This is a genomic window from Peribacillus sp. B65, from assembly GCF_058513295.1.
Genome location: NZ_CP195840.1, coordinates 2,796,088 through 2,816,039, shown reverse-complemented (window position 1 = coordinate 2,816,039; position 19,952 = coordinate 2,796,088). Strand labels below are relative to the sequence as shown.

The window sequence follows — 19,952 nt, the reverse complement described above, 5'->3', positions numbered from 1 at the left end:
TCATTATATTAAGATTCATGGACAGTAACTATCTCCCAATAAAATTAATGGGACAATTGTGCAAACGTTCTAGCAAGGGCCTTCATATACTAGCCTTAACGGAGACATTACATCAAAGATAAAGAGGAGATTAAAATGAATAATAAGAATGGGATGCAAGACGAAAGCCGAACGTTTAACGGCGGAGATATCTGGGACCAAATTGGTCTCAGGGAAATTAAGGCACTCAAGCATAAAGTCCTTCATGAAGGGATTAGCAAATATCAGGATATCAATGTAGTGGAAGCTAAAGATATAAGAATGTATCTCAATGAACAACTGCAGTTCTCATCATTGGATGAACGCATCTATCATGAGGCACTCGTTCATCCTGCGATGGCTCTGTCTAAAAAACGGACACGCGTCTTAATTTTAGGGGGAGGAGATGGACTAGCCCTTCGAGAAGTCCTCAAGTACAGTGATGTCAAACGTGTTGATCTTGTTGATATCGATTCGGAAATCATTAAAGTAGCAAAGAAAGTTCGCAAGATTGTAGAGCTTAACGAGGGATCATTCCTTGATAAACGTGTAAAAGTTCATATCCAGGACGCCCAGAAATACGTTTCGTCAAATACTCGCAAATATAATGTGATCATTGTGGATTTCCCGGACCCAGCAAATGAAATCTTAGCCAAATTATACACAAAAGAGCTTTTTAGCCATCTATACAGTTTCCTTACAGATGAAGGCGTACTCGTCTGTCAATCCAATTCACCGGATGATGCCCCGCTCGTTTATTGGAGTATAGGACAGACAATCGGGAGTGTTGGGTTCGATGTCATGAGTTACCACACAATCGTTCCATCTTTTGGTGACTGGGGCTTTCATATAGCTGCAAAGAAATTCAGGACGAAGCGCATGGATAAACTATCAATTAAAGTCCCCTATGGAACTCTTCCAAAAGATTTATCTTCTTTGTTTCAATTTAAGAATTATCACCTTTATGGGCGTATCTATGCCAAAGTAAATACACTTGATCAACTCACACTTCATCGCTTTTATCAGCAGGAAATGGATAATTGAAATCTATTTTAGGGATTCGCCAACTTTTATTTATAATGTTGGCGATATTTTTGAATAATTTTAAAGATATCTCCAAATGTTATACATACTCCCGTAAGTAAATAAATGACTTAATTATTTGTGATTTTGCGGATTTTTAAAAAGGTTGTCCAACCGCAATCACTCGTACATGCATAAACTGTAATAATTAAATAGTAATGGAGTGTGCCACACTATGGATTTAAGTTATTTGGGCCCATTGATTGATAGAGAAGGGGGAACAAACATTGGAAACTAAAGGATTCCATGTCATTATTGATGCGTTTAACTGTAAATCTAGTATTCTTGATGACGCAAAGGAACTAGAAAAACAATTGAATCATACAGCAGAGCAGTTGGAAATGATTGTCTTGAATCGAAGCTTTCATAAATTTGAACCATATGGTGTTACAGGAACGCTAATACTATCCACCTCACATATGTCCATTCATACATGGCCAGAGAAGAATTATGCTGCCATTGATATTTATACTTGCGGAAAAAAGAATCCATTTCATGAGATACAAAATATTCTACAATATTTAGGTGCTGAATACGCAGTCGTATATAATGTTTCCAGAGGAGCGGAGTATATGGCAGAGCAGTCTGTCCGCATAATCCGAAATGAAAAAAACTAGTCACAAACCGTGAAAAACCTCACCAGCTCAAAAGTAATATTAGTGTTGGAACGGATTATAACGAATCCCTTGTTGTGATTATTTCAAGCGAGGGGAGAGGGTGAATGTTTTTCCCTTTCCCAAATACATAAAAATGTTTGCGGCGATAGGCGTAAACTGCAGGAAACTTGTTGTATGCATGTACTAGTAATCTATCTACTAGAGTGAACTCCATCATGATAAATGGCAACAACTTATAAAATGAAGTTGCTGCCATTAAAGGTCTTATTTTATTAGGGAGGACTTGGAATTCCTTCTAAGATATTGTTATTTGGAAAGCTTTCCTACCCCTACTAACAAATTTAATAAAATCATTACGAAACATTGAGATTGAGTTTTAGAAGGGTTTATCGTATATCTATATAATGTTGCAGTACCTTTGACGGGAAGAATTTGAGGGGCAATGGTCGTAAGGATACAATAATGGCAGGGGGCATAGTTAAATTCTGTTGTGCTTGCTTTAAACAGTTGTACATTGCTTTACCGCCAACTGAATTGGCAGAGTGAATAGTAATGCGATTGGCAAATAGTTTTTCTTTGACCATCTTTTGAACAAGCATAAAACCATTCCTGGTTTTATTTAATAAGTCATGGTCCAAAGAGAGATGTTCAATATCAAAGTTTTGCAATAGCTCTATACATTCGTCAATAGTCTCGACTAACACATAGCCATCGGGTGCTTTCCGATAGTCATCCAGAAAAACGCTGATTTTCTCCATTTAATGCACTCCTTTCCTAATACATGTGTGACTAAGAAAAGTCAATTAAACCCAAGAAAATATGGTTTTATCTATTAAGTCTAACACAACAAAGTAAGAAGGGGGCATATTCGACGTTAAAGACTAATATACGACAGGTTTCCAATAAAAAACTTATTGTCCAACTCCAGCTAAATATCCTTTGTTAAATATGGTACAAAACATCTAAAAGTTAATGTTTGTAATAATTTGGGTAAAAGGTAATATCTTGACTAAAAGGAGAAGTGATATGTTACATCCAGACGAGATTTACCTTGTACTTAGGGACAAAACGCTGCTGTTGGAGTTAAAGGAACAAATTAATGACTATCATATTTCCTACTTATCAATGATTAATGATCAGCTTATATTGATTGATGATGCACTAAAAGAATGTAACGTTGATTACTACACTATGTCAAAAGGATAAAAACAACATTTACTTATATAGGGGATCAATTTTTTAACTATAATAAAACCAGCTTAGCGCCCTCTGAGAAAGGCGCTTTTTTAATGTCAAATTTAATTGGTCACCTAAAAAGATCAGGTATACCTCCATGTTCTGGTTAGTTATATCGCGAGCGGACGCTTATTTATCACCTTCAGCATTACGTTGATGGTCTTTTTCATTTTGATAAGCAGCAATTTTGGCGTCATCTCCAATGCTTTCAAGTGTAGCCGTGGCCATCTGTTCTCTAATGCGTAGGATATGGGCATCCATTAATTGCTTGGCTTTGTCCGCTTCTTTTAGTGCGATAGAATGGTAGATTTCTTTATGTTCTTGAAGCGTTTCTTGAAAATGACCCGGTTTTGCGAAACGATGTCGCCTGGTGGCACGGATAGTATCTTTCATTTGATCACTAAGGGTATGGACCAATCCAGCAAATATGGAATTGTTTGTGGCTTGTGCGATACTATAGTGGAAATGTAAATCTGCTCGCAAACCTAATTCTTCATCATGTTCCGACCGTGCCATTTCTTCTAGAGCTTTAAGGATATTTTGTAAATCAAGAGAGTTTGCTCTCTGTGCAGCAAGAAAAGCACATTCGGTTTCAATTACTCGACGGACTTCAAGCATTTCATAGACCATGTTGTCTTCAGCTTTGATGATTGAGGTGGATAGCTGTTCGATCAGTGACTGAACATCAGATTTTCTGATGAATGTCCCATCACCTGGTCTGACCTCAATGACTCCGTTAATTTCCAATACTCGAAGGGCCTCTCTGATTGATGTTCGACTCACTTTAAAACGGTTGGACAACTCCCGTTCAGGGGGTAATTTATCTCCTGGTTTCAATTCACCGCTAATAAAAGATTCCCTAATTTGATTGAAGATGATTTCGTACACTTTTGGGGATTTAACTGGTATAGAATCCATTACTTCCTTCACATCCTTCAACATCAACCCTAAAATCATGTTGGTACGACTAATAGTCGAATAATTTTAACAAGCATTCTTTTATGAATCAAGGGGAAGCGCAATTTTATAACAAAACAAATAATTATTTTAAAAAATCAAACATTAAAATTGGTTAGACCAATAATAGATATAGTTTCAGTCATTCTCGTTCATTTGGCAATTCCAGGTGATTTCATTATGCTAATACGGGTGGGGAACCATCTATAATCACTAACATTATAAGCATTTGTGCATGGAGAATTCTAATAAAAGGATAATTGTTGAAAAAGTCAAAAAATTTAGTATAATGAAAATTGGTTAGACCAATTATGTAATGATAAAGAATGGTCCATGTCGAACCATTCATAAATGGAAGCGATATCAATTTAAGTTAGTAAGGAGGGGGAAACCATTTATTAATACAATACTAATTCTTGGTATGGAGCGACCAAAACTTTTGATAGGACAAAAATAGAGGTTATAGCAGAAAGAAGGAGAATTGAATGGAAGCGGCTAGTGTAAATTTGATCAATGCTTTAAAGGAAGTTCTTTCGGAAAATCAAGTGACAGAAAACCAGACTGTGAGAGAATTACACGGAAGAGATGAGTCATATCATGCTGTAAGTCTTCCTGATATTGTTGTTTTTCCAGAAACAACACAGCAAGTAAGTGAAATTGTGAAATTAGCAAATATGTTCAAAATCCCGATGGTTCCTTTTGGTTTGGGATCAAGCCTCGAGGGGCATGTCATACCTTACCATCAAGGCATAACCATTGATTTTTCACTAATGAATAAAATCCTTGAAGTGCGTGAAAACGATTTTCTCGTTAAGGTTCAGCCTGGCGTAACGCGATCGCAACTAAACAAAGAACTGAAAAAATACGGTTTGTTTTTTTCAGTGGATCCGGGTGCTGATGCAACTCTTGGTGGAATGGCTGCAACAAATGCCAGTGGAACGACATCAGTTAAATATGGTGTGATGCGTGACCAAGTCCGCGATCTAGAAGTGGTTCTTGCAGATGGTTCCATTATTCATACTGGCAATTTGGCCGCTAAATCGTCATCTGGTTACCATCTAAACGGTCTTTTTGTTGGATCTGAGGGAACGCTAGGCTGCTTTACGGAATTGACGTTGAGAGTTTACGGAATTCCTGAACACGTTATGGCGGCAAGAGCATCATTTCCGGAATTGACCAATGCGGTAGAAGCTGTTGTTTCCATTTTGCAGTCAGGTGTTCCAATCGCAAGGGTGGAGCTTGTCGATGAACCATCAATGAAGCAGGTTAACCTCTATAGTGATACAAGCTATAACGAAGCGCCTACACTATTTTTGGAGTTTCATGGTAATGAAGCAGGTTTGAAGCAAGATGTAGAGTTCACTAAAGAAATAGTAGCAGAACATAATTGTCTCGATATTGAATTTGAGACAGATAATGCTGCCAGGAACCGCCTATGGGAAGCTCGCCATAATCTTGCCTATGCTTATATTCAAGGCAATCCTGGAAAAAAACTGATGGTGACTGATGTCTGCCTTCCGATTTCAGAGCTATCTGGTGCAATTCACCATGCAAGGGAAGCTGTTGATTTACTAGGCCTTACCGGTGGGATCGTCGGCCATGTAGGCGATGGGAACTATCACGTGCTCTTAATGATCGATAACAAAAATCAGGAAGAATTTAAAAGAGCTGAACAGCTAAATGAACAAATTGTCCTATATGCCCTTGAGCGTAAGGGAACATGCACTGGTGAACATGGAGTTGGGGTCGGTAAACAAAAATATCAGAAAAAAGAACATGGGAACTCTCTGTTTGTGATGGAAAAAATTAAAGAAGCCCTTGATCCAGATAATTTATTAAATCCTAGTAAAATATTCATGCAAGAAAGAGTGTGATGAAATGAAAGTATTGGAAGCATTCAGTGCATTAGCAGGCAAATATTTTGCTGTCTGGGTTATCTTAATTTCCGTCATTGCCTTTATTTTTCCAGAGCCATTTTTGGGATTGGGGGGATATATTACAATATTGCTTGGCGTTGTAATGTTTGGTATGGGGCTTACATTGAAGGCCGTTGATTTTAAAATCATCATTACTAAACCACTGCCCGTGATAATTGGGGTTTGCGCCCAGTTTATCATCATGCCATCTGTGGCATTCCTTATTGCGAAACTCATGAATTTACCAGCAGAATTAGCTGCAGGACTGGTTTTGCTCGGCTGTGTACCAGGCGGAACAGCCTCTAACGTTATGGTTTATCTGGCAAAAGGCAATGTACCTTTGTCGATAGCTATGACTTCGGTATCAACTTTACTGGCTCCAATCATGACGCCACTGCTTCTGCTTTTGCTCGCAGGACAATGGATGCCTGTTGATTTTTTTGATATGTTTAAGTCCATTATCCAAGTCATCCTTCTTCCGATTGTTTTAGGTTTGGCCATTAAGCGGTTTTTCCCTGTAATAGTTGAAAAAAGCTTAACCGTTTTACCGCTTATTTCGGTAGCAGCTATCATTACGATTGTAAGCGCAGTAGTCTCAGGCAATGCAACTAGCATTGCTGCATCCGGGTTCCTGATTTTCACTGCCGTAATGCTTCACAACGGATTTGGGCTGCTGTTCGGTTACTTAGCAGCGAAAGTGCTTGGACTTGATGAAGTGAATAGAAGAGCAATTTCGATTGAGGTAGGCATGCAGAACTCAGGGTTGGGCGTTGCGCTTGCTACTGCACATTTCGGTCCTCTGGCGGCACTTCCAAGTGTCCTGGCTGCTGCATGGCACAACATATCCGGACCAATTCTCGCGACTTACTGGTCTAAAAAGTCTGCTGACGACAGTAGTATAGAGGAAGCGCCAGTTCATCCGGTGGAGAACAAACTTTAATTATATTTAAGTTAAAAAAGATCCTATGCTTCCAGCTGGGATTTTTTTTGCTGCTGCAATTTTGTCCAGGAAGGCATGTGGAGGGGCAAAAAACCATGAATGAATTCTAGAATTCATCAATGAATAAGAGAGCCATTCTGTTCATGCTCTCCTATATCAAGCGTGTAGTAAATAGTTTTAACAGGCAGAATACAAATATCAATAAAAAAAATTAATGAAGTACTAGAACAAAATTATCTTTTATAGGAAGTTCCAAGTGACAGAATCAATCAAAAAGACATTAAGATATTGAGAAGAAGGGGGAGTCTAATTCACCTTTTACTCTAAATAAAATTCGTTTGATTTTCTATATTAATTTGCTCCCATATTAAATCCACTATTTCTTGGCACCTCATTCTTGAAGTTTCAATTAATTTAAACATTAATTCATCATATTTTAAGTGCAAATTGCGACGTTGTAGTGTCCGTGTATTAATACTTTTATAGAAAAACAGCTTACATAGGACGATGTGAGCTCATCTTAGTCCAATTTACCGTTTAACAGGGTAAGTAGAATCATTATCATGAATATTAAAATCCCATATATCAATAATAAAAAGGTGTTTTTAAACTTTGGAAGGGGATGGTGTTATGAAAAAATTATTGTTGATGGGTTTCATTTTTTTATTTCCTCTAAACATGGTGTCTGGAACAACCAGTGCATACGCTAAACCGCAGGTGCAAAGTGTTAGTCAATCTGAGGTAAAGTTCGCAAATGAATTCAGGAAACTTTGGATTGATCATGTATTGTGGACAAGTAATTACATTACAAGTGCAACGACAGCTGGAGCGGAGGATCAAAAACAGATATTGGCCAGGCTTCTGAAAAATCAGGAGGATATTGGCAATGCTATAAAGCCAGTATACGGAGAGAAAGCTGGGAACAAACTTACGGATTTGCTTAAGGAGCATATTGTTATTGCGGGAAAGATTGTAGATGCGGCTAAAAGCGGAAATGAGGTCTTGGTGAAACAGCTAAATAAAGAATGGTATAGAAATGCTGATGAAATAGCAGCTTTCCTTAGCGGTGCCAATCCCTATTTGAAAAATGAAGATCTAAAAAATTTGCTTTATATGCATTTGAAATTAGTGACAAATGATTTAACTGCAAGCTTAGCAAAAAATTGGAACGGAAGAATCGTTTCAATTGACGAAGGGGTCACACATATAATCCTAATGGCGGATACTATCTCTGCGGGAGTTGTAAAGCAGTTTCCGGATAAGTTTAAATGATAATGAAAAAACCTCCAGCATTCTGTTGGAGGTCTTTTCATTATGAGAGGCATTTACCTTTGTTTATATAACTGGTTCAAGCAAATACCGCATAGTTGATATGTATGGGATAGTATCCTATGCATATCAACTAAACAATATCTATTAGATGGATCGTATACTAGTGTTTACGATAATCTGTCTTTAGTGGAGTAGAAGGAAAACAAATAATAAAATAAAGTAGGGGTTGCAAGGGATCATATTTATTTTTTTTTGAACAAACGGGTATGTTAATTCAGTAAAATTTCATCCAGGACTAAAACGGCAGTGTTGTTAGTATATTTCCAAAGAATAAGCGTCAAAAAGGGTGCTTTTTTTATAAGCCAACGCGTAAGTATACTCGTATTAAGAAAGCATGGACCTATGGTTTTTCAAGCGTAAATTTTAAGAAGAAGCATCGGGACTTCAGGACTCATGCTCCTTTATCGTTGTAACTTTTCACTATCTGGTTGTTATCAATTTGCTTAAACTCCTTTTGAAATATTGAAGTAGGTCATAAGATATGTACGACATAGAAATTATAAGGAGTGTCTCAAATAGTTTTAACAATAAATTGTCGGATATATGATCCATTTTTGCTGCCGATATAATTAAATCAAAAATATCGATGAAGACTACATGAACAATGTATATACCCAGGGCTCTTCCTCCTACTTTAGTAATGAACAAATCCTTCCCCAATGTTTTATTATTTAATGCAAATAAAAAAAGAAATGCAGTTAAAAAGATGGTAGAAATAAAATATTCCCCATGACTTCCTGATAATATCTTTTCTAATAAGTATCCTTCTACCACTTGGATAGTAAAGAAGATCAAAATTAATAATAAATTGTTTTTGGCTGTTATTGCTCTTGACTTTTTAAAGAATTTATCATGCCCAAAGAAGAATCCCAAAGTTGTATAAAAAAGACCAATGAATAAAGCATCCCGTGTACTTAGAGGAAGATCATAGAACACCGTATACGATTGTCCGAAAAGACCTAACAAGTTGAATATTAGGCTAATGGTTAAAAGAAGCCTTGCTTTATTTAACTTAAAAAAACCGAATAGAATGATAACACTCCAAATTAATGCGGTTAAAAACCACAATTGGTATCCGCTAGTCCCAGTTCCGTAATATATAAGGTCAAGAAATGAAAATTGATTAATGTATTGCGCAAATTCCTTTGGGACATCGGCAGCAGCTTTATAAAGAATAAGAACATCATACATCATATAAAAGAAGAGCCAGCACAAATACAGTTTTAAGATTTTTATAATGTACCTTTTAAAATAATCAATGGAATCCCTTGTGTGTATCATCTTTTTACCGAACAAATAACCAGAGGCAGTAAAGAAGAATGGCACCGCAAACCTTGAGATGTTATCGAGAATAAATAGACCAATTTGGCTATCCCTTGGGAATACATGAATGACTACAACAGAAAAAATTGCAAAAAATTTAATAAAGTCAATCGCGCTATTTCTTTCCATTTGTTCACCCTTTTCATAACACTTTTACTATCATTGGTTATTCCCTATATTATGTACACCAAAGAAAAATTTATTTTACTTTTTCTGAATCCAATTCCGAGATACTGTAAGACTTAATTAATGAACAGCTAATCGTTCAGGAGCGTGGACTGTTTGTAATATTAGCTTCATCATTCGGATAGTAATCATATGAATGTCTATGTTCGTGTTAATCTGGCTATAACAGCAGAAAATCATGTAATCGAGCTTTTGACAAAGGGAATTGTGGGGGACTTTCTGATTGTAAATTGATATTATGCCTGTAGCTTTGTATAAACGCTGGACTAAACTTTTAGAAAGTGTAGATCCTGCTGATATTGAAGAACAACGGAGAGCGGATTTTTTAAATTATAAAAGCGGATTACTGTATGTTTTTGCTGCTCTAAAGAATTGCTTAATAGTCTTGAATTAACGGAAAGACAATGGGATGAAGGGGAGGGAAGCGTTCTTTTCTCTTTTTCCTCGATCTAAAATCGTTTGATTTGCTAAATTAACTTTCCCCATCATTAATTCACTAGTTATTAACGTCGGATCATATTTAGGTATTAATTTGTAAGCTCCTGTAAGTTCACCAAATTAGAGAATTCTCCTTATTAAGATTTAAGTACCATCTTTTTTTGTCGATGCTTACTGCAAACTTTTTATTCTCGAATTTTTCAAAAGATGATCTATGATGATGAATTACAAAAGAATTTCACCTATCAAGTAATATAGCTAGAAATTCTTTTGTTTCCGCAAGCACCTTCATTAATAATTATACTCTTCACTTATTCTATGAAGATCAATATTTTCCGGTGAAGTTTTGATGAAAGTTATCATGCATCTTCTTTTCTGTTTATTTCTAAATTTCTGTGGTTTTTCCATTAAAGCGACCAATTTCATTTTTCGAGGAGAAAATTCCGCTGATTGAACTTGGAGAAAATACACGAATGAACAGTCAATTAAACGAATCTGCTATATATTGTAATAGTAAGTTTTGAGAAAGGGTGAACAGAATCAATGATACATCCAGATACTGAGATTCGGTTTGTCAATGAAAAGATTGGTGTGGGCGTTTTTGCCACAAAAATGATTCCCAAAGGAACGATCATCTGGGCATTGGATGATTTGGACATCATCCTCGAGGAAGATGAGATTGAATCGCTTGAGCTAATGAGAAGGGAAATCGTCTATAAATATGCCTACCTCAACGATGACGATCGCTACGTGCTGTGCTGGGATCATGCCAGATACTTAAATCACAGCTTCAGTCCAAATGTGGTATCGACTGTCTATGAGATTGAATTAGCGTCGAGGGATATTCTCCCCGGAGAGCAAATCACATGCGACTATGCTACACTCGGGTTAGACGAACCGTTTGAGTGTGAACCGGAGGAAGGGACGTCTAGCACCGTAGTGATGCCGGATGATTATCTGCATCGCTACAAGGAATGGGATGATTTGGCTCGGGAGGCATTCAAACGATTGAATCAAGTAGACCAGCCTCTGCGTCATCTGATTCTACCGGAATTCGTCGACAGTGTAAACGCGATCGCAGAGGGACGTGCCGAGCCGGATTCCTTTCTTACGCTCTATGAAGAGGAGTAAAGGCAACAAACAACTATCAGGACTGACAGATCTGTTCTCAATTCATTCAACCAGCTTTTTCGATCCAGCAAGATAGAACATGAATCATCAATGTAAGGGTTTAAAACCCTAGAAAAGACCGCCCCTCTGAACTTTATATCGTTTACCTAGAATGGAAATTTTTATCCAGCGAGGAGGTATAGGTTGAAAGGGCAACACACATACCACCGTTCATTAATTTATGAACGGTGGTATGTGTGTTTACAGTTAAATTGATTGTATTGTTTATAATGTACTCGATTTTGTATATCAAAACAGATATAGTGAAGTAGTGAGGTTTTAAGTGGATTAATAACACTATGTACTCAAATTAATGACCCAAATGAATGTATTAAACTTTGTGTCTGTGTACAAAAGAGGAATATGAAGCTGTGATCATTTTGTATAATTCTTTATTCTAGTTTACATAATATATATTATAGGAAGTTATATTTTTAATGTTAATTTCGTCTCATATCTTAAGAATACTTAACTCAGTGAGACAAAATGCAAATTTTTATATTTAATCATGGTTATTATTTATCTATAATCTTTTTATCTAATTACAGATACATTTATCGGCATACAGTTTTTCTTGGATTTAAATTAATTTGTTTTGCACTTTTTTTCATACTTACTGATTAAAAATAATATTGGATAATACATATTGATGATTATTAATATGTATTATCCTTTACGTGTTTTCAATGTAACTTTAAAATCCACTTTCAACAAAAAAACAGTCATTCCTTTATTCTCCTTCTTAATCACCTAATTAATGTATGATCCAACTATCTATGAATCCGAATAATACCAGGCTCTAATCAATTTGTGAAGAGTTGGCAAAACTAAATGTCCCCCACTCTGTCCACCATTTTAATCGAGAGATAAACACTAACTACTCCTAATGAACATAGCACTGTGTTCACAATATTGGTATTAAGATTGACATTCAGTAAAAAAGAGAAATTTTGAAATTGCATTAGAAATATCGCACAAAGAATTGTCGGTATCGTTTCTCTTTTCCAAATACCAAAGAAAAAGAGCGGTATTAAACTAATAAGCGTAACAATTAAAGAATGAACAATCATCTTACTAAAATATGAGGTAATATCTTCAGCAGTCGGTTGCCCGTTAATGATATGAAATGCCTGATCAAGTAAATAAGTTGTCACTCCAGATAACAAAAAGGATACTATCGTACAAAGGAAAACAAAAAGTGAGATAAAAAGAGCCTTTGCCATAACTAATTTTTTTCGACTTATCGGATATCCGAATGAAAGAGATATTGTTTTATTTTTATATTCATCGATTACAACCTGATTAATAAGAGAAGCTCCGAAAAGGACAAATCCCAGCTGCATTGACATCATAAGCTGGATGATGGTTGAATAACTTTGACCGAATTCCTCACTGACCATTTTAATAAAAAACATGGGCAAAAACATCAATATACCCCAATATATAATCAGCTCACTAAGGATCATTTTTCGCTTTAACTTTCTCCACTCCAACTCCATTAATTTAACCAACTTTTCCACCTCCATGAATTTGTTGATAAAAATAATCTTCTAAAGTACTTGTATGCTTTTGTATTTCCTCGATATCTACATCATGCATAATTAGTTTTTTTGATATTTCGCTTTGCGGCAAAGTGAGATCATATATTCGAATCCTATTATCCTGCACAATTTTCATATTGGAAATTTGTAGTTCATACTCAAGTAAATAGATTGATTTCTCCACATCTTTTGTGACAATTTCAATATAGTCTGTTCGTTGCTTACTAATATCCGCTAAAGTCACTTCGTTCACGAGCTTTCCATCCTTAATGACACCAATTCTGTCAGCTACTTGTTCAATTTCCCCTAAGATGTGACTGGATAGAAGGAAAGTAATTCCATATTCCTTATTTAACATTCGAATTAGATCTCTTATATCTTTTATACCAATTGGATCAAGGCCGTTTGTAGGTTCATCTAATATAATCAGTTCGGGCTTCGTAATAATTGCTCTTACAATTCCCAGTCGCTGCTTCATCCCAAGCGAAAAATCGCTCACCATTTTTTCTTCAATCCCAGTTAGATGAACTATCTCCAACGCTTGTGTAATTGCCTTTTTATCATAAAAACCTAAGTATTCACAATGAAGCTGAAGATTTTCCATCGCAGTTAAATGTTCAAAAAAGATTGGGTACTCAATAATACTTCCGACCCGATTCAAGCCAGACTTCTCGGTTTTCGTTAACTTCTGGCCAAACAATTCAATCTCTCCTGTGGTTGGAATTATTATTCCTGTTAGCATTTTCATGATTGTCGTTTTCCCTGCACCATTTTGACCAAGGAAACCATAAATTTCACCCTTTTTTATATGAAGATTCACATTAGATACGAGCAATTTCCCTTTTACCTTTTTTGTTAAGCTATTTGTTTTAACAACATAATCCATCATCTTTGCCTCCCTAATTGCTATCTACTTCTATCTTAGTCAGAGAAAGTATCTTTTTTCTTTCTCAATCCTTACATGTTCCTTAAGTTTAGAAAAATGAGGTAAAAGCTCATATCAATCCCGAAGCTAAAAAAGAGCTGTTCCGTTAGAACATCTCTTAAAGAAGTTTTAATAGGTTATTTGTTTGAAAATACAGGTAAAGCTCGTTTTTTCATAAGGCTTACTGTATAAATGGATGGTACCCTTCATCTCTTCTGTTAAGCGTTTTGATATGCTTAGACCCAATCCGCTCCCTTGAAATTTTGGATTTCTGGCATCATCTAATGTATATAACCGGTCAAACACCCTATCTTGATGGATTTCGGCAATACCCTTACCTCTATCCCAAATCTCTACAGAAACAGCTCCATCACCCTCTCGAAGTGTTAATCCGAAGACCCCTCCATCACTGCCATATCGAATTGAATTTGAAATAAGGTTATTAAATATACGATTTAAGGCTTCCTCATTACCTAAGATGTAAAGATGCTGATCTGGGATATCAACTTCTACCTGAAGTCCTTTTGCGAGCAGTAAATCATAAAACTCCAATACATTTTTTCTGCATACCTCATTGAGTGAAAGTTTACTTAAAGGAATCACATAATCGTCTGATTCTATTTTTACCAGATCAAAAAACTGATTAAGTAATCCAGTTAAGTTCAATACTTTTTCATGCAGCCTTACCATTAATACCTTCTTTTCCTCTTCAGTAATCATTTCATTCAGTTTCAATTTTTCTACATAACCTAAAATAACCGTAAGTGGTGTTTTTAAATCATGAGACATATTGGATATTAATTTTCTTAAGCTATCTTTTGTTTTTACATAATCCGCAATAACTTTTTGATTGAAATCCAATAGCCTGTTTATTTGAATGAGTAATTGCTGAATGGCTTGCTGATCGGTCGGCATCAATACTTTTTCAGATGTTTCATATTGGATGATATCGCTTAATTTTCCACTTATTTCATAAAGGTTTTGCTTAAGTTTTCTTCGGGACAAATACTGAAAGACATTTATGATTACTAAAAAAATAATCATTGCAAAAAGAATGGTTATCATGAGCTACACACCTAATTTATAACCAATCCCCCATATCGTTCTAATATATTGTGGGTTGGATGGGTCCTTTTCAATTTTTTCACGAAGTCTCCTTATATGTACGTTAATGACATTTTCATTCCCGTAATAATCATCTTCCCAGATAAAGTGGTATATTTGTTCCTTTGTAAATACTCTGCTTTGATTGGTCATAAACAACTTTAATATGTGAAACTCCTTTGATGTCAGTTGGACAGTTCTCCCTCTAACATTTACAGTAAATGAATTTAAGTCAAGGGTGAGCCCTTCATAATGAAGAAGATTTTGGGTGGAGTTGCTTTCGGATGTATGATATTGCGTTGCCCTGCGAATGGCAGCATGAATTCTAGCTGTTAATTCAATCATCGAAAATGGCTTGCTTAGATAATCATCGGCGCCAAATCCAAGACCAAGCGCTTTGTCGAGATCACTTCCTTTTGCAGAAATAATTAATATAGGAACCATGCTCGTTTCTCTTACTTTTTTCAATAAATCCATACCAGTCAATTTAGGAATCATTAAGTCAAGGAGAAGCAAATCGGGTTCTTTATCATGAAAGAGCGCTAGAGCCTCTTCCCCGTCAAACGCGGCATGTACTGTATAATTCTCCTGCAATAGGGCACTTACTATTAATTGACTAATTTCTACATCATCCTCAATTAGCAGAATACTCTTCTGCATACTTCCACTTCCTTCTGAGTGTTGAATTGTAAATGTACCTTATTTCTATATACGCACTATAAATTTTAAAAAGCACACAAAATAGTTATTGGTTCGATTATTCAATTAATACACTTTAGTTGACTTATTATTTATCATTCTTAGTCATTTACTCTAAGAATCTCTAATTGGTTTGTTGTAGTAAGCAAATCTATTGTATTATTTCCCTTCGTGTAAAAAACGGAAGCCCCTTCACTTTTCCCCTTTTTCCATCCATTCGCTTTAAGGGCTAAGTCATATCCATATGGTATGCCATTTTCTTCAGAAGCCCTTGACCATTCATATCGATTCCCTTGCTCATTTATCTGAACCAATTCAGCTTTTCTAGGTACAGGGAATTCATATAAATCTTCTGTAGTTGTGTATGAAGAAGAAATGAAGTAATAAATGATTGCCCCGCCTATTATTGATAAAGCAGCTATGGTGAGTGCCCCACTAATCCTTTTCTTCATTTGCTTATCCTTTCCTAAAGACATAGTTATAAAAGCGTTATCTAATAATTCTGTAGTAATCTAAATTAATCCTGCTTAACTGACTTGATCTACCAATTTTGTTATTCTGATATATAAAATAAATGGCAAAATGAGAAAAATCACGGGGTAACACTTCCATAAATTTATATAAATATAATTTATCTCGATGGCAATTCAAAGGGTTTTATCATGAAGGTTCCGCTTTCTTCCTGAGATTGATGATAGATCCTCTGTTTAACCACGTATCTCACCTATAAGACATATTCACTTAACTTATAGCATCATTATGCTTTGACCGCTTTCATAAGTGCAACAACATGCTGAGAATCAGTAGGTGCTGAGAGTTATAAGGTAAACCTTTAAAACGAATTGATTAGAAACACTGCCTGCCTTCAGCAATCAGTTCTTGGGTATCATGAGTGCAATTCATTTATATGTAAATCGTAAAACTCGATTTTTACATATTATAAAAAAGTATTTAATAAATTTCTAAAATCATTGAGAAATGCCAAATCACATTTAAAGGGTTTAAAGATCTAAGGTAGTCTGATTAAGCGGAACACTAATCACGAAATGTTGATTACCTATTTCTTTGGTTTCTTTACATGTGAATGTCTTTATTAAGAAGTTGCTGAAAGTTGGTTAGCAAGTCATTGATGAGTATACCTTTTTTTCTGTCTTGAGATGGCTTTTCAGATTAGAGTTGCGAAAAAACCAGTCTTTCCTTCAACCTTCTGTTATAAATAAGGGTAATGCACTTTTAAAAAAAGCGTATCCTTGGGCACCTATGGAACCTATGCCCAATAGATAAAAAGGAACAAGAAATCGCACTTGATCTCTTGTTCCTTTTTGTAAGATAGGCTATTTATGTTCGAATGGATTCGATACGGCTTTGGATGAATTCGAACGAGGTTTTTGCTTCTTGGACGATTTGGTTTATTAATTCATTGACGGTCAATATTTCTTTTATCAGTCCTACGGATTGACCGCATGACCAGATGCCTCCGTCTAAATTTCCTTCAAAGTATACTTTCTTGCTCCTTTGTCCCGTAATTAGCGGAATCAATTCCTCTATAGTGGCACCTTCATTTTCAAGTTTATCCACTTCTGTACTGACGGCATTTAATGCTACACGCGACGGACTGCCTATATTCCGTTGGATGACGACAGTATCCGTTTCATTGGCCGATACCATCCAATGCTTCACATTATCATGAATCGGCGCTTCTTGCGTTGCCATAAAGCGAGTACCCATGACGATACCTTCAGCACCGAGTGATAAGGCACTGATAAGGCCTCTGCCATCCGAAAATCCCCCGCCTGCTATTACTGGTATAGTAACGGAGTCAACCGCTCGAGGGAGCATGACAAGTGTTCCTACATCACCCATGCCGGGATGTCCGCCTGTTTCATTCCCTACAATAATAATGGCATCGACCCCTAATTTCTCTGCCGACATTGCGTTTTTGACGTTCGCTACCTTATGTATCACGGTAAAGCCGTGCTCTTTAAGTCTGGGCATTAAACTTTCTGGGCTTCGGCCACTCGTTTCAACAATTTTTACATCTTCGTCAATTAAAATATCGATGAACTCATCATTAGGGGTTGCCGTTTGACTTGGGAACAGGTTCAGGTTGACAGCAAAGGGTTTCTTGGTCAAAGTTTTCACTTTCCTTATTTCATCACGGAGACCTTCTGGTGTCACCTGTGTTTTTGAAGTGATGATGCCGAGTCCCCCCGCTTCTGAAACAGCGGCTGCGAGCGGGGCTCGGCCAACTTGAAACATCCCGCCGCATATAATCGGATAATCAATCCCCAATAATTCAGTAATTCTCGTTTTCATTTGCCATACCCCTTTCATTTTTCAAGGATTTCTATAAGTCTGCTTTTCTTACATAATGTACACACGCATGTCTAAATACCATACTTATGGAGCCGCTTGTAAAATGTACTTCTTGGTATATCCATAAGCTTTGCTGCAGCAGTGACATTCCCTCTTGATTTTTGTAATGCCTCTATCATTAGATCACGTTGAATTTTTTCACGGATCGTCAGTTCATTTCCCTTGATCCCATTTTTACCCGGTTCTTCCCATGCAGGAAAATCATCATGCCGTGTAACGGTCTGGGAATGCATGGAATTCAAAACTTTAACATAATCAAGAGGTCCTTCTGCAAGTAAGATGGTCAATCGCTGAAGTACATTCTGCAACTCTCTAATATTGCCTGGCCAATTGTACTCCTTTAAACGGTTCAATAATTCTTCAGTTAATGGAATATTCCAATTATTCTTCGAACACAAGTAGTTGACTAAATAAGGAATGTCTTCAACCCTTTCCCTTAAGGGAGGTACATGAATGGGGTAAACGTTCAGCCGATAGTATAAATCCTTACGAAAGGACCCTTCATTGACAAGCTCTTCAAGATTACGGTGTGTTGCAGTGATAATGCGAATATCCAATGAAATGCTTTTTGTGCCGCCGATCGGAACGATTTTTCTTTCCTGAAGAACACGCAGTAAGGCAACCTGCATCGCTGAAGGGATTTCACCGATTTCATCGAGAAAAATGGTCCCTCCATTTGCCTGCTCGAACTTCCCTTTGTGCCCTTGCCGTTTAGCCCCAGTAAAAGCGCCATCAACATACCCGAATAATTCACTTTCCATTAAATCTTTAGGTATGGCTCCGCAATTAATCGTGACGAATGGTCCTTTTTTGCGCATGCCATTTTCATGGATAGCCTTGGCAATAAGCTCTTTCCCGACCCCTGTTTCACCGGATATATACACATTTGCTTCTGTCGGTGCAACAAGCTTCACTTTATTTAATGTGTTATGAAAGGACTCACTAATCCCTCCTTCCCCTTTGAAGGCAAACCTTTCTAAAGACATTGAAGCAGGAAAAAGCCTATTGGTTTCATGACCATAATTCTCTGATAAGAATAAACACTTACCGGAAATCCTATTATCCTCTTTGGATAGAAGCGGATTCTCCTTTACGATTCGATATCCATGATTTAACAGATCGACCAATGCCATACCAATGGATTGAGGGATTTTTTTGCGAACCTGTTTACTGGCGGAGATAATCATTTCTTTGTGATTACAGACGATAAAAGGCAGATCTGGATAGGTTTCTGCAAGTTCTATCGAGTGCTGGGTCAGTGCCAGCTCCTTTTTATAGGAACGGACCCCCATTTCCTGTTCGATCGTATAAGCCAAATTGGCTACCATACCCAGCATGGATGGATGGAAATATTCTACTGGACATGATATATCCAAAACTCCCAATATCTTACCGTCTTCATTTAAAATAGGCATCGCAGCGCAACTCCATTTGTGTGAGGCAATTGAATAATGCTCGGTCCCTTGAATCATTACGGCTTCACCCGTTTTCAACGCTGTTCCAATTGCGTTCGTTCCGACTTCACCCTCCGTCCAGCATACGCCCTCCACAAAATTTATTTTGCCTGCCTCATCGAGTATTTTCTCGTTTCCGGAAAGTGAAAGGACATATCCATCCGGATCGACCAATAAAGCCATCATTCCCGATTCTTTTATCGATTGATTCATCCTGGATAATTGGGGGGATGCCACTTCTAATAGAAACGAGTTTTTTTCTCTTTGAATGTCCAATAATTCATTCGTCAAAATATGTTTGCCTTTATTAAGGTATGGATTGACTTGATCTTTTTTGCAGCGATGCCAGGATTCCATTATTCTCTTGTTCAGACGATTTGAATCGAGAACGCCTTCACTGACAAAGCGTTCCCAAGTACGTAGATAACAACTAGTGGATAGCATATAATCCTCCTCTAATCATTTGGTTTAAACCTTCACTTGACCAGTCTATCTAGAGGAAAAATACCATGGAGTATAAAATAGGATGTTAATCGAGGTCTTTTTAATTATAGTAGATTATGTATTCGCTTACAATATATAGATTGAGTTTGCAAAAAAAGCATCATGTGATCATTCACATGATGCTTCTCCATTG

The 19,952-nt window shown here is 36.7% G+C and carries 17 protein-coding genes; 7 read left to right on the top strand and 10 right to left on the bottom strand.

The features are described 5' to 3' along the window. Positions 1-135: 135 nt before the first annotated feature. Both ACSR9O_RS13815 and speD read left to right on the top strand, forming a co-directional pair. Positions 136-1,062 carry a spermine/spermidine synthase domain-containing protein gene (locus tag ACSR9O_RS13815; RefSeq protein ID WP_491724542.1) on the top strand — a complete coding sequence of 309 codons (927 nt, stop codon included), beginning with the start codon at positions 136-138 and terminating at the stop codon, positions 1,060-1,062. Positions 1,063-1,328: 266 nt separating this feature from the next. Beyond that, positions 1,329-1,718, top strand: a complete 390-nt coding sequence (speD, locus tag ACSR9O_RS13810) for an adenosylmethionine decarboxylase (RefSeq protein ID WP_491724541.1) — start codon at positions 1,329-1,331, stop codon at positions 1,716-1,718. Positions 1,719-2,104: 386 nt separating this feature from the next. On the opposite strand, the gene ACSR9O_RS13805 is transcribed toward speD, so the two are convergent. Further along, the gene (locus tag ACSR9O_RS13805) at positions 2,105-2,476 is read right to left on the bottom strand and encodes a cyclic-phosphate processing receiver domain-containing protein (protein WP_096339513.1); all 372 of its coding nucleotides are present in this window, start codon (positions 2,474-2,476) and stop codon (positions 2,105-2,107) included. Positions 2,477-2,744: 268 nt separating this feature from the next. On the opposite strand from ACSR9O_RS13805, the gene ACSR9O_RS13800 reads away from it, so the two are divergent. Beyond that, the gene (locus ACSR9O_RS13800) at positions 2,745-2,924 is read left to right on the top strand and encodes a hypothetical protein (RefSeq protein WP_101222167.1); all 180 of its coding nucleotides are present in this window, start codon (positions 2,745-2,747) and stop codon (positions 2,922-2,924) included. Between the two features lie 159 nt (positions 2,925-3,083). Here ACSR9O_RS13800 and ACSR9O_RS13795 read toward each other — a convergent pair whose 3' ends face one another. Then, positions 3,084-3,911, bottom strand: a complete 828-nt coding sequence (locus ACSR9O_RS13795) for a FadR/GntR family transcriptional regulator (protein ID WP_260357678.1) — start codon at positions 3,909-3,911, stop codon at positions 3,084-3,086. Between the two features lie 485 nt (positions 3,912-4,396). On the opposite strand from ACSR9O_RS13795, the gene ACSR9O_RS13790 reads away from it, so the two are divergent. From ACSR9O_RS13790 to ACSR9O_RS13780, 3 genes are all read left to right on the top strand, one after another. Further along, complete coding sequence (locus ACSR9O_RS13790) at positions 4,397-5,785, top strand: FAD-binding oxidoreductase (protein ID WP_491724540.1); 1,389 nt, start codon at positions 4,397-4,399, stop codon at positions 5,783-5,785. A 4-nt stretch (positions 5,786-5,789) separates the two neighbouring features. Further along, complete coding sequence (locus ACSR9O_RS13785; protein WP_101222164.1) at positions 5,790-6,767, top strand: bile acid:sodium symporter family protein; 978 nt, start codon at positions 5,790-5,792, stop codon at positions 6,765-6,767. A 630-nt stretch (positions 6,768-7,397) separates the two neighbouring features. Next, positions 7,398-8,039 (top strand): glycosyltransferase, encoded by a 642-nt coding sequence (locus ACSR9O_RS13780; protein ID WP_491724539.1) that lies wholly within the window; start codon positions 7,398-7,400, stop codon positions 8,037-8,039. Between the two features lie 480 nt (positions 8,040-8,519). On the opposite strand, the gene ACSR9O_RS13775 is transcribed toward ACSR9O_RS13780, so the two are convergent. Next, the gene (locus tag ACSR9O_RS13775; RefSeq protein ID WP_230175960.1) at positions 8,520-9,551 is read right to left on the bottom strand and encodes an acyltransferase; all 1,032 of its coding nucleotides are present in this window, start codon (positions 9,549-9,551) and stop codon (positions 8,520-8,522) included. Positions 9,552-10,589: 1,038 nt separating this feature from the next. Between ACSR9O_RS13775 and ACSR9O_RS13770 the strand changes: the two genes are divergently transcribed. Next, a complete protein-coding gene (locus ACSR9O_RS13770; RefSeq protein ID WP_260357674.1) occupies positions 10,590-11,177 on the top strand; it encodes an SET domain-containing protein in 588 nt (195 codons plus the stop codon). An 866-nt stretch (positions 11,178-12,043) separates the two neighbouring features. On the opposite strand, the gene ACSR9O_RS13765 is transcribed toward ACSR9O_RS13770, so the two are convergent. The 7 genes from ACSR9O_RS13765 to ACSR9O_RS13735 all read right to left on the bottom strand — a co-directional run bounded on the left by ACSR9O_RS13765 (position 12,044) and on the right by ACSR9O_RS13735 (position 19,759). Next, positions 12,044-12,736, bottom strand: coding sequence for an ABC transporter permease (locus ACSR9O_RS13765; protein WP_491725468.1), 693 nt, complete (start codon positions 12,734-12,736; stop codon positions 12,044-12,046). Continuing rightward, a complete protein-coding gene (locus ACSR9O_RS13760; RefSeq protein WP_491724538.1) occupies positions 12,720-13,643 on the bottom strand; it encodes an ABC transporter ATP-binding protein in 924 nt (307 codons plus the stop codon). Before ACSR9O_RS13760 ends, ACSR9O_RS13765 begins: the two co-directional genes overlap by 17 nt. A 168-nt stretch (positions 13,644-13,811) precedes the next feature. Continuing rightward, on the bottom strand, positions 13,812-14,747 hold the full coding sequence (locus ACSR9O_RS13755) for a sensor histidine kinase (protein WP_101222158.1): 936 nt from the start codon (positions 14,745-14,747) through the stop codon (positions 13,812-13,814). 3 nt (positions 14,748-14,750) lie between these two features. Then, complete coding sequence (locus tag ACSR9O_RS13750; RefSeq protein ID WP_491724537.1) at positions 14,751-15,446, bottom strand: response regulator transcription factor; 696 nt, start codon at positions 15,444-15,446, stop codon at positions 14,751-14,753. Positions 15,447-15,586: 140 nt separating this feature from the next. Further along, entirely contained in the window at positions 15,587-15,937 is a 351-nt protein-coding gene (locus ACSR9O_RS13745) for a hypothetical protein (RefSeq protein ID WP_101222156.1), read from the bottom strand. A gap of 886 nt (positions 15,938-16,823) precedes the next feature. Further along, a complete protein-coding gene (locus ACSR9O_RS13740; protein WP_491724536.1) occupies positions 16,824-17,801 on the bottom strand; it encodes an NAD(P)H-dependent flavin oxidoreductase in 978 nt (325 codons plus the stop codon). Between the two features lie 71 nt (positions 17,802-17,872). Next, positions 17,873-19,759, bottom strand: coding sequence for a sigma-54-dependent Fis family transcriptional regulator (locus tag ACSR9O_RS13735; RefSeq protein WP_230176290.1), 1,887 nt, complete (start codon positions 19,757-19,759; stop codon positions 17,873-17,875). Positions 19,760-19,952 lie beyond the last annotated feature (193 nt).

What these genes read in the sequence shown, in the direction of transcription:
- ACSR9O_RS13785 (WP_101222164.1), top strand. Translation starts at nt 5,790, where the DNA reads ATGAAAGTATTGGAAGCATTCAGTGCATTAGCAGGCAAATATTTTGCT.
- ACSR9O_RS13775 (WP_230175960.1), bottom strand. Translation starts at nt 9,551, where the DNA reads ATGGAAAGAAATAGCGCGATTGACTTTATTAAATTTTTTGCAATTTTT.
- ACSR9O_RS13800 (WP_101222167.1), top strand. Translation starts at nt 2,745, where the DNA reads ATGTTACATCCAGACGAGATTTACCTTGTACTTAGGGACAAAACGCTG.
- ACSR9O_RS13770 (WP_260357674.1), top strand. Translation starts at nt 10,590, where the DNA reads ATGATACATCCAGATACTGAGATTCGGTTTGTCAATGAAAAGATTGGT.
- ACSR9O_RS13815 (WP_491724542.1), top strand. Translation starts at nt 136, where the DNA reads ATGAATAATAAGAATGGGATGCAAGACGAAAGCCGAACGTTTAACGGC.
- ACSR9O_RS13750 (WP_491724537.1), bottom strand. Translation starts at nt 15,446, where the DNA reads ATGCAGAAGAGTATTCTGCTAATTGAGGATGATGTAGAAATTAGTCAA.
- ACSR9O_RS13760 (WP_491724538.1), bottom strand. Translation starts at nt 13,643, where the DNA reads ATGGATTATGTTGTTAAAACAAATAGCTTAACAAAAAAGGTAAAAGGG.
- ACSR9O_RS13805 (WP_096339513.1), bottom strand. Translation starts at nt 2,476, where the DNA reads ATGGAGAAAATCAGCGTTTTTCTGGATGACTATCGGAAAGCACCCGAT.
- ACSR9O_RS13790 (WP_491724540.1), top strand. Translation starts at nt 4,397, where the DNA reads ATGGAAGCGGCTAGTGTAAATTTGATCAATGCTTTAAAGGAAGTTCTT.
- ACSR9O_RS13740 (WP_491724536.1), bottom strand. Translation starts at nt 17,801, where the DNA reads ATGAAAACGAGAATTACTGAATTATTGGGGATTGATTATCCGATTATA.
- ACSR9O_RS13745 (WP_101222156.1), bottom strand. Translation starts at nt 15,937, where the DNA reads ATGAAGAAAAGGATTAGTGGGGCACTCACCATAGCTGCTTTATCAATA.
- ACSR9O_RS13755 (WP_101222158.1), bottom strand. Translation starts at nt 14,747, where the DNA reads ATGATAACCATTCTTTTTGCAATGATTATTTTTTTAGTAATCATAAAT.
- ACSR9O_RS13735 (WP_230176290.1), bottom strand. Translation starts at nt 19,759, where the DNA reads ATGCTATCCACTAGTTGTTATCTACGTACTTGGGAACGCTTTGTCAGT.
- ACSR9O_RS13795 (WP_260357678.1), bottom strand. Translation starts at nt 3,911, where the DNA reads ATGATTTTAGGGTTGATGTTGAAGGATGTGAAGGAAGTAATGGATTCT.
- ACSR9O_RS13780 (WP_491724539.1), top strand. Translation starts at nt 7,398, where the DNA reads ATGAAAAAATTATTGTTGATGGGTTTCATTTTTTTATTTCCTCTAAAC.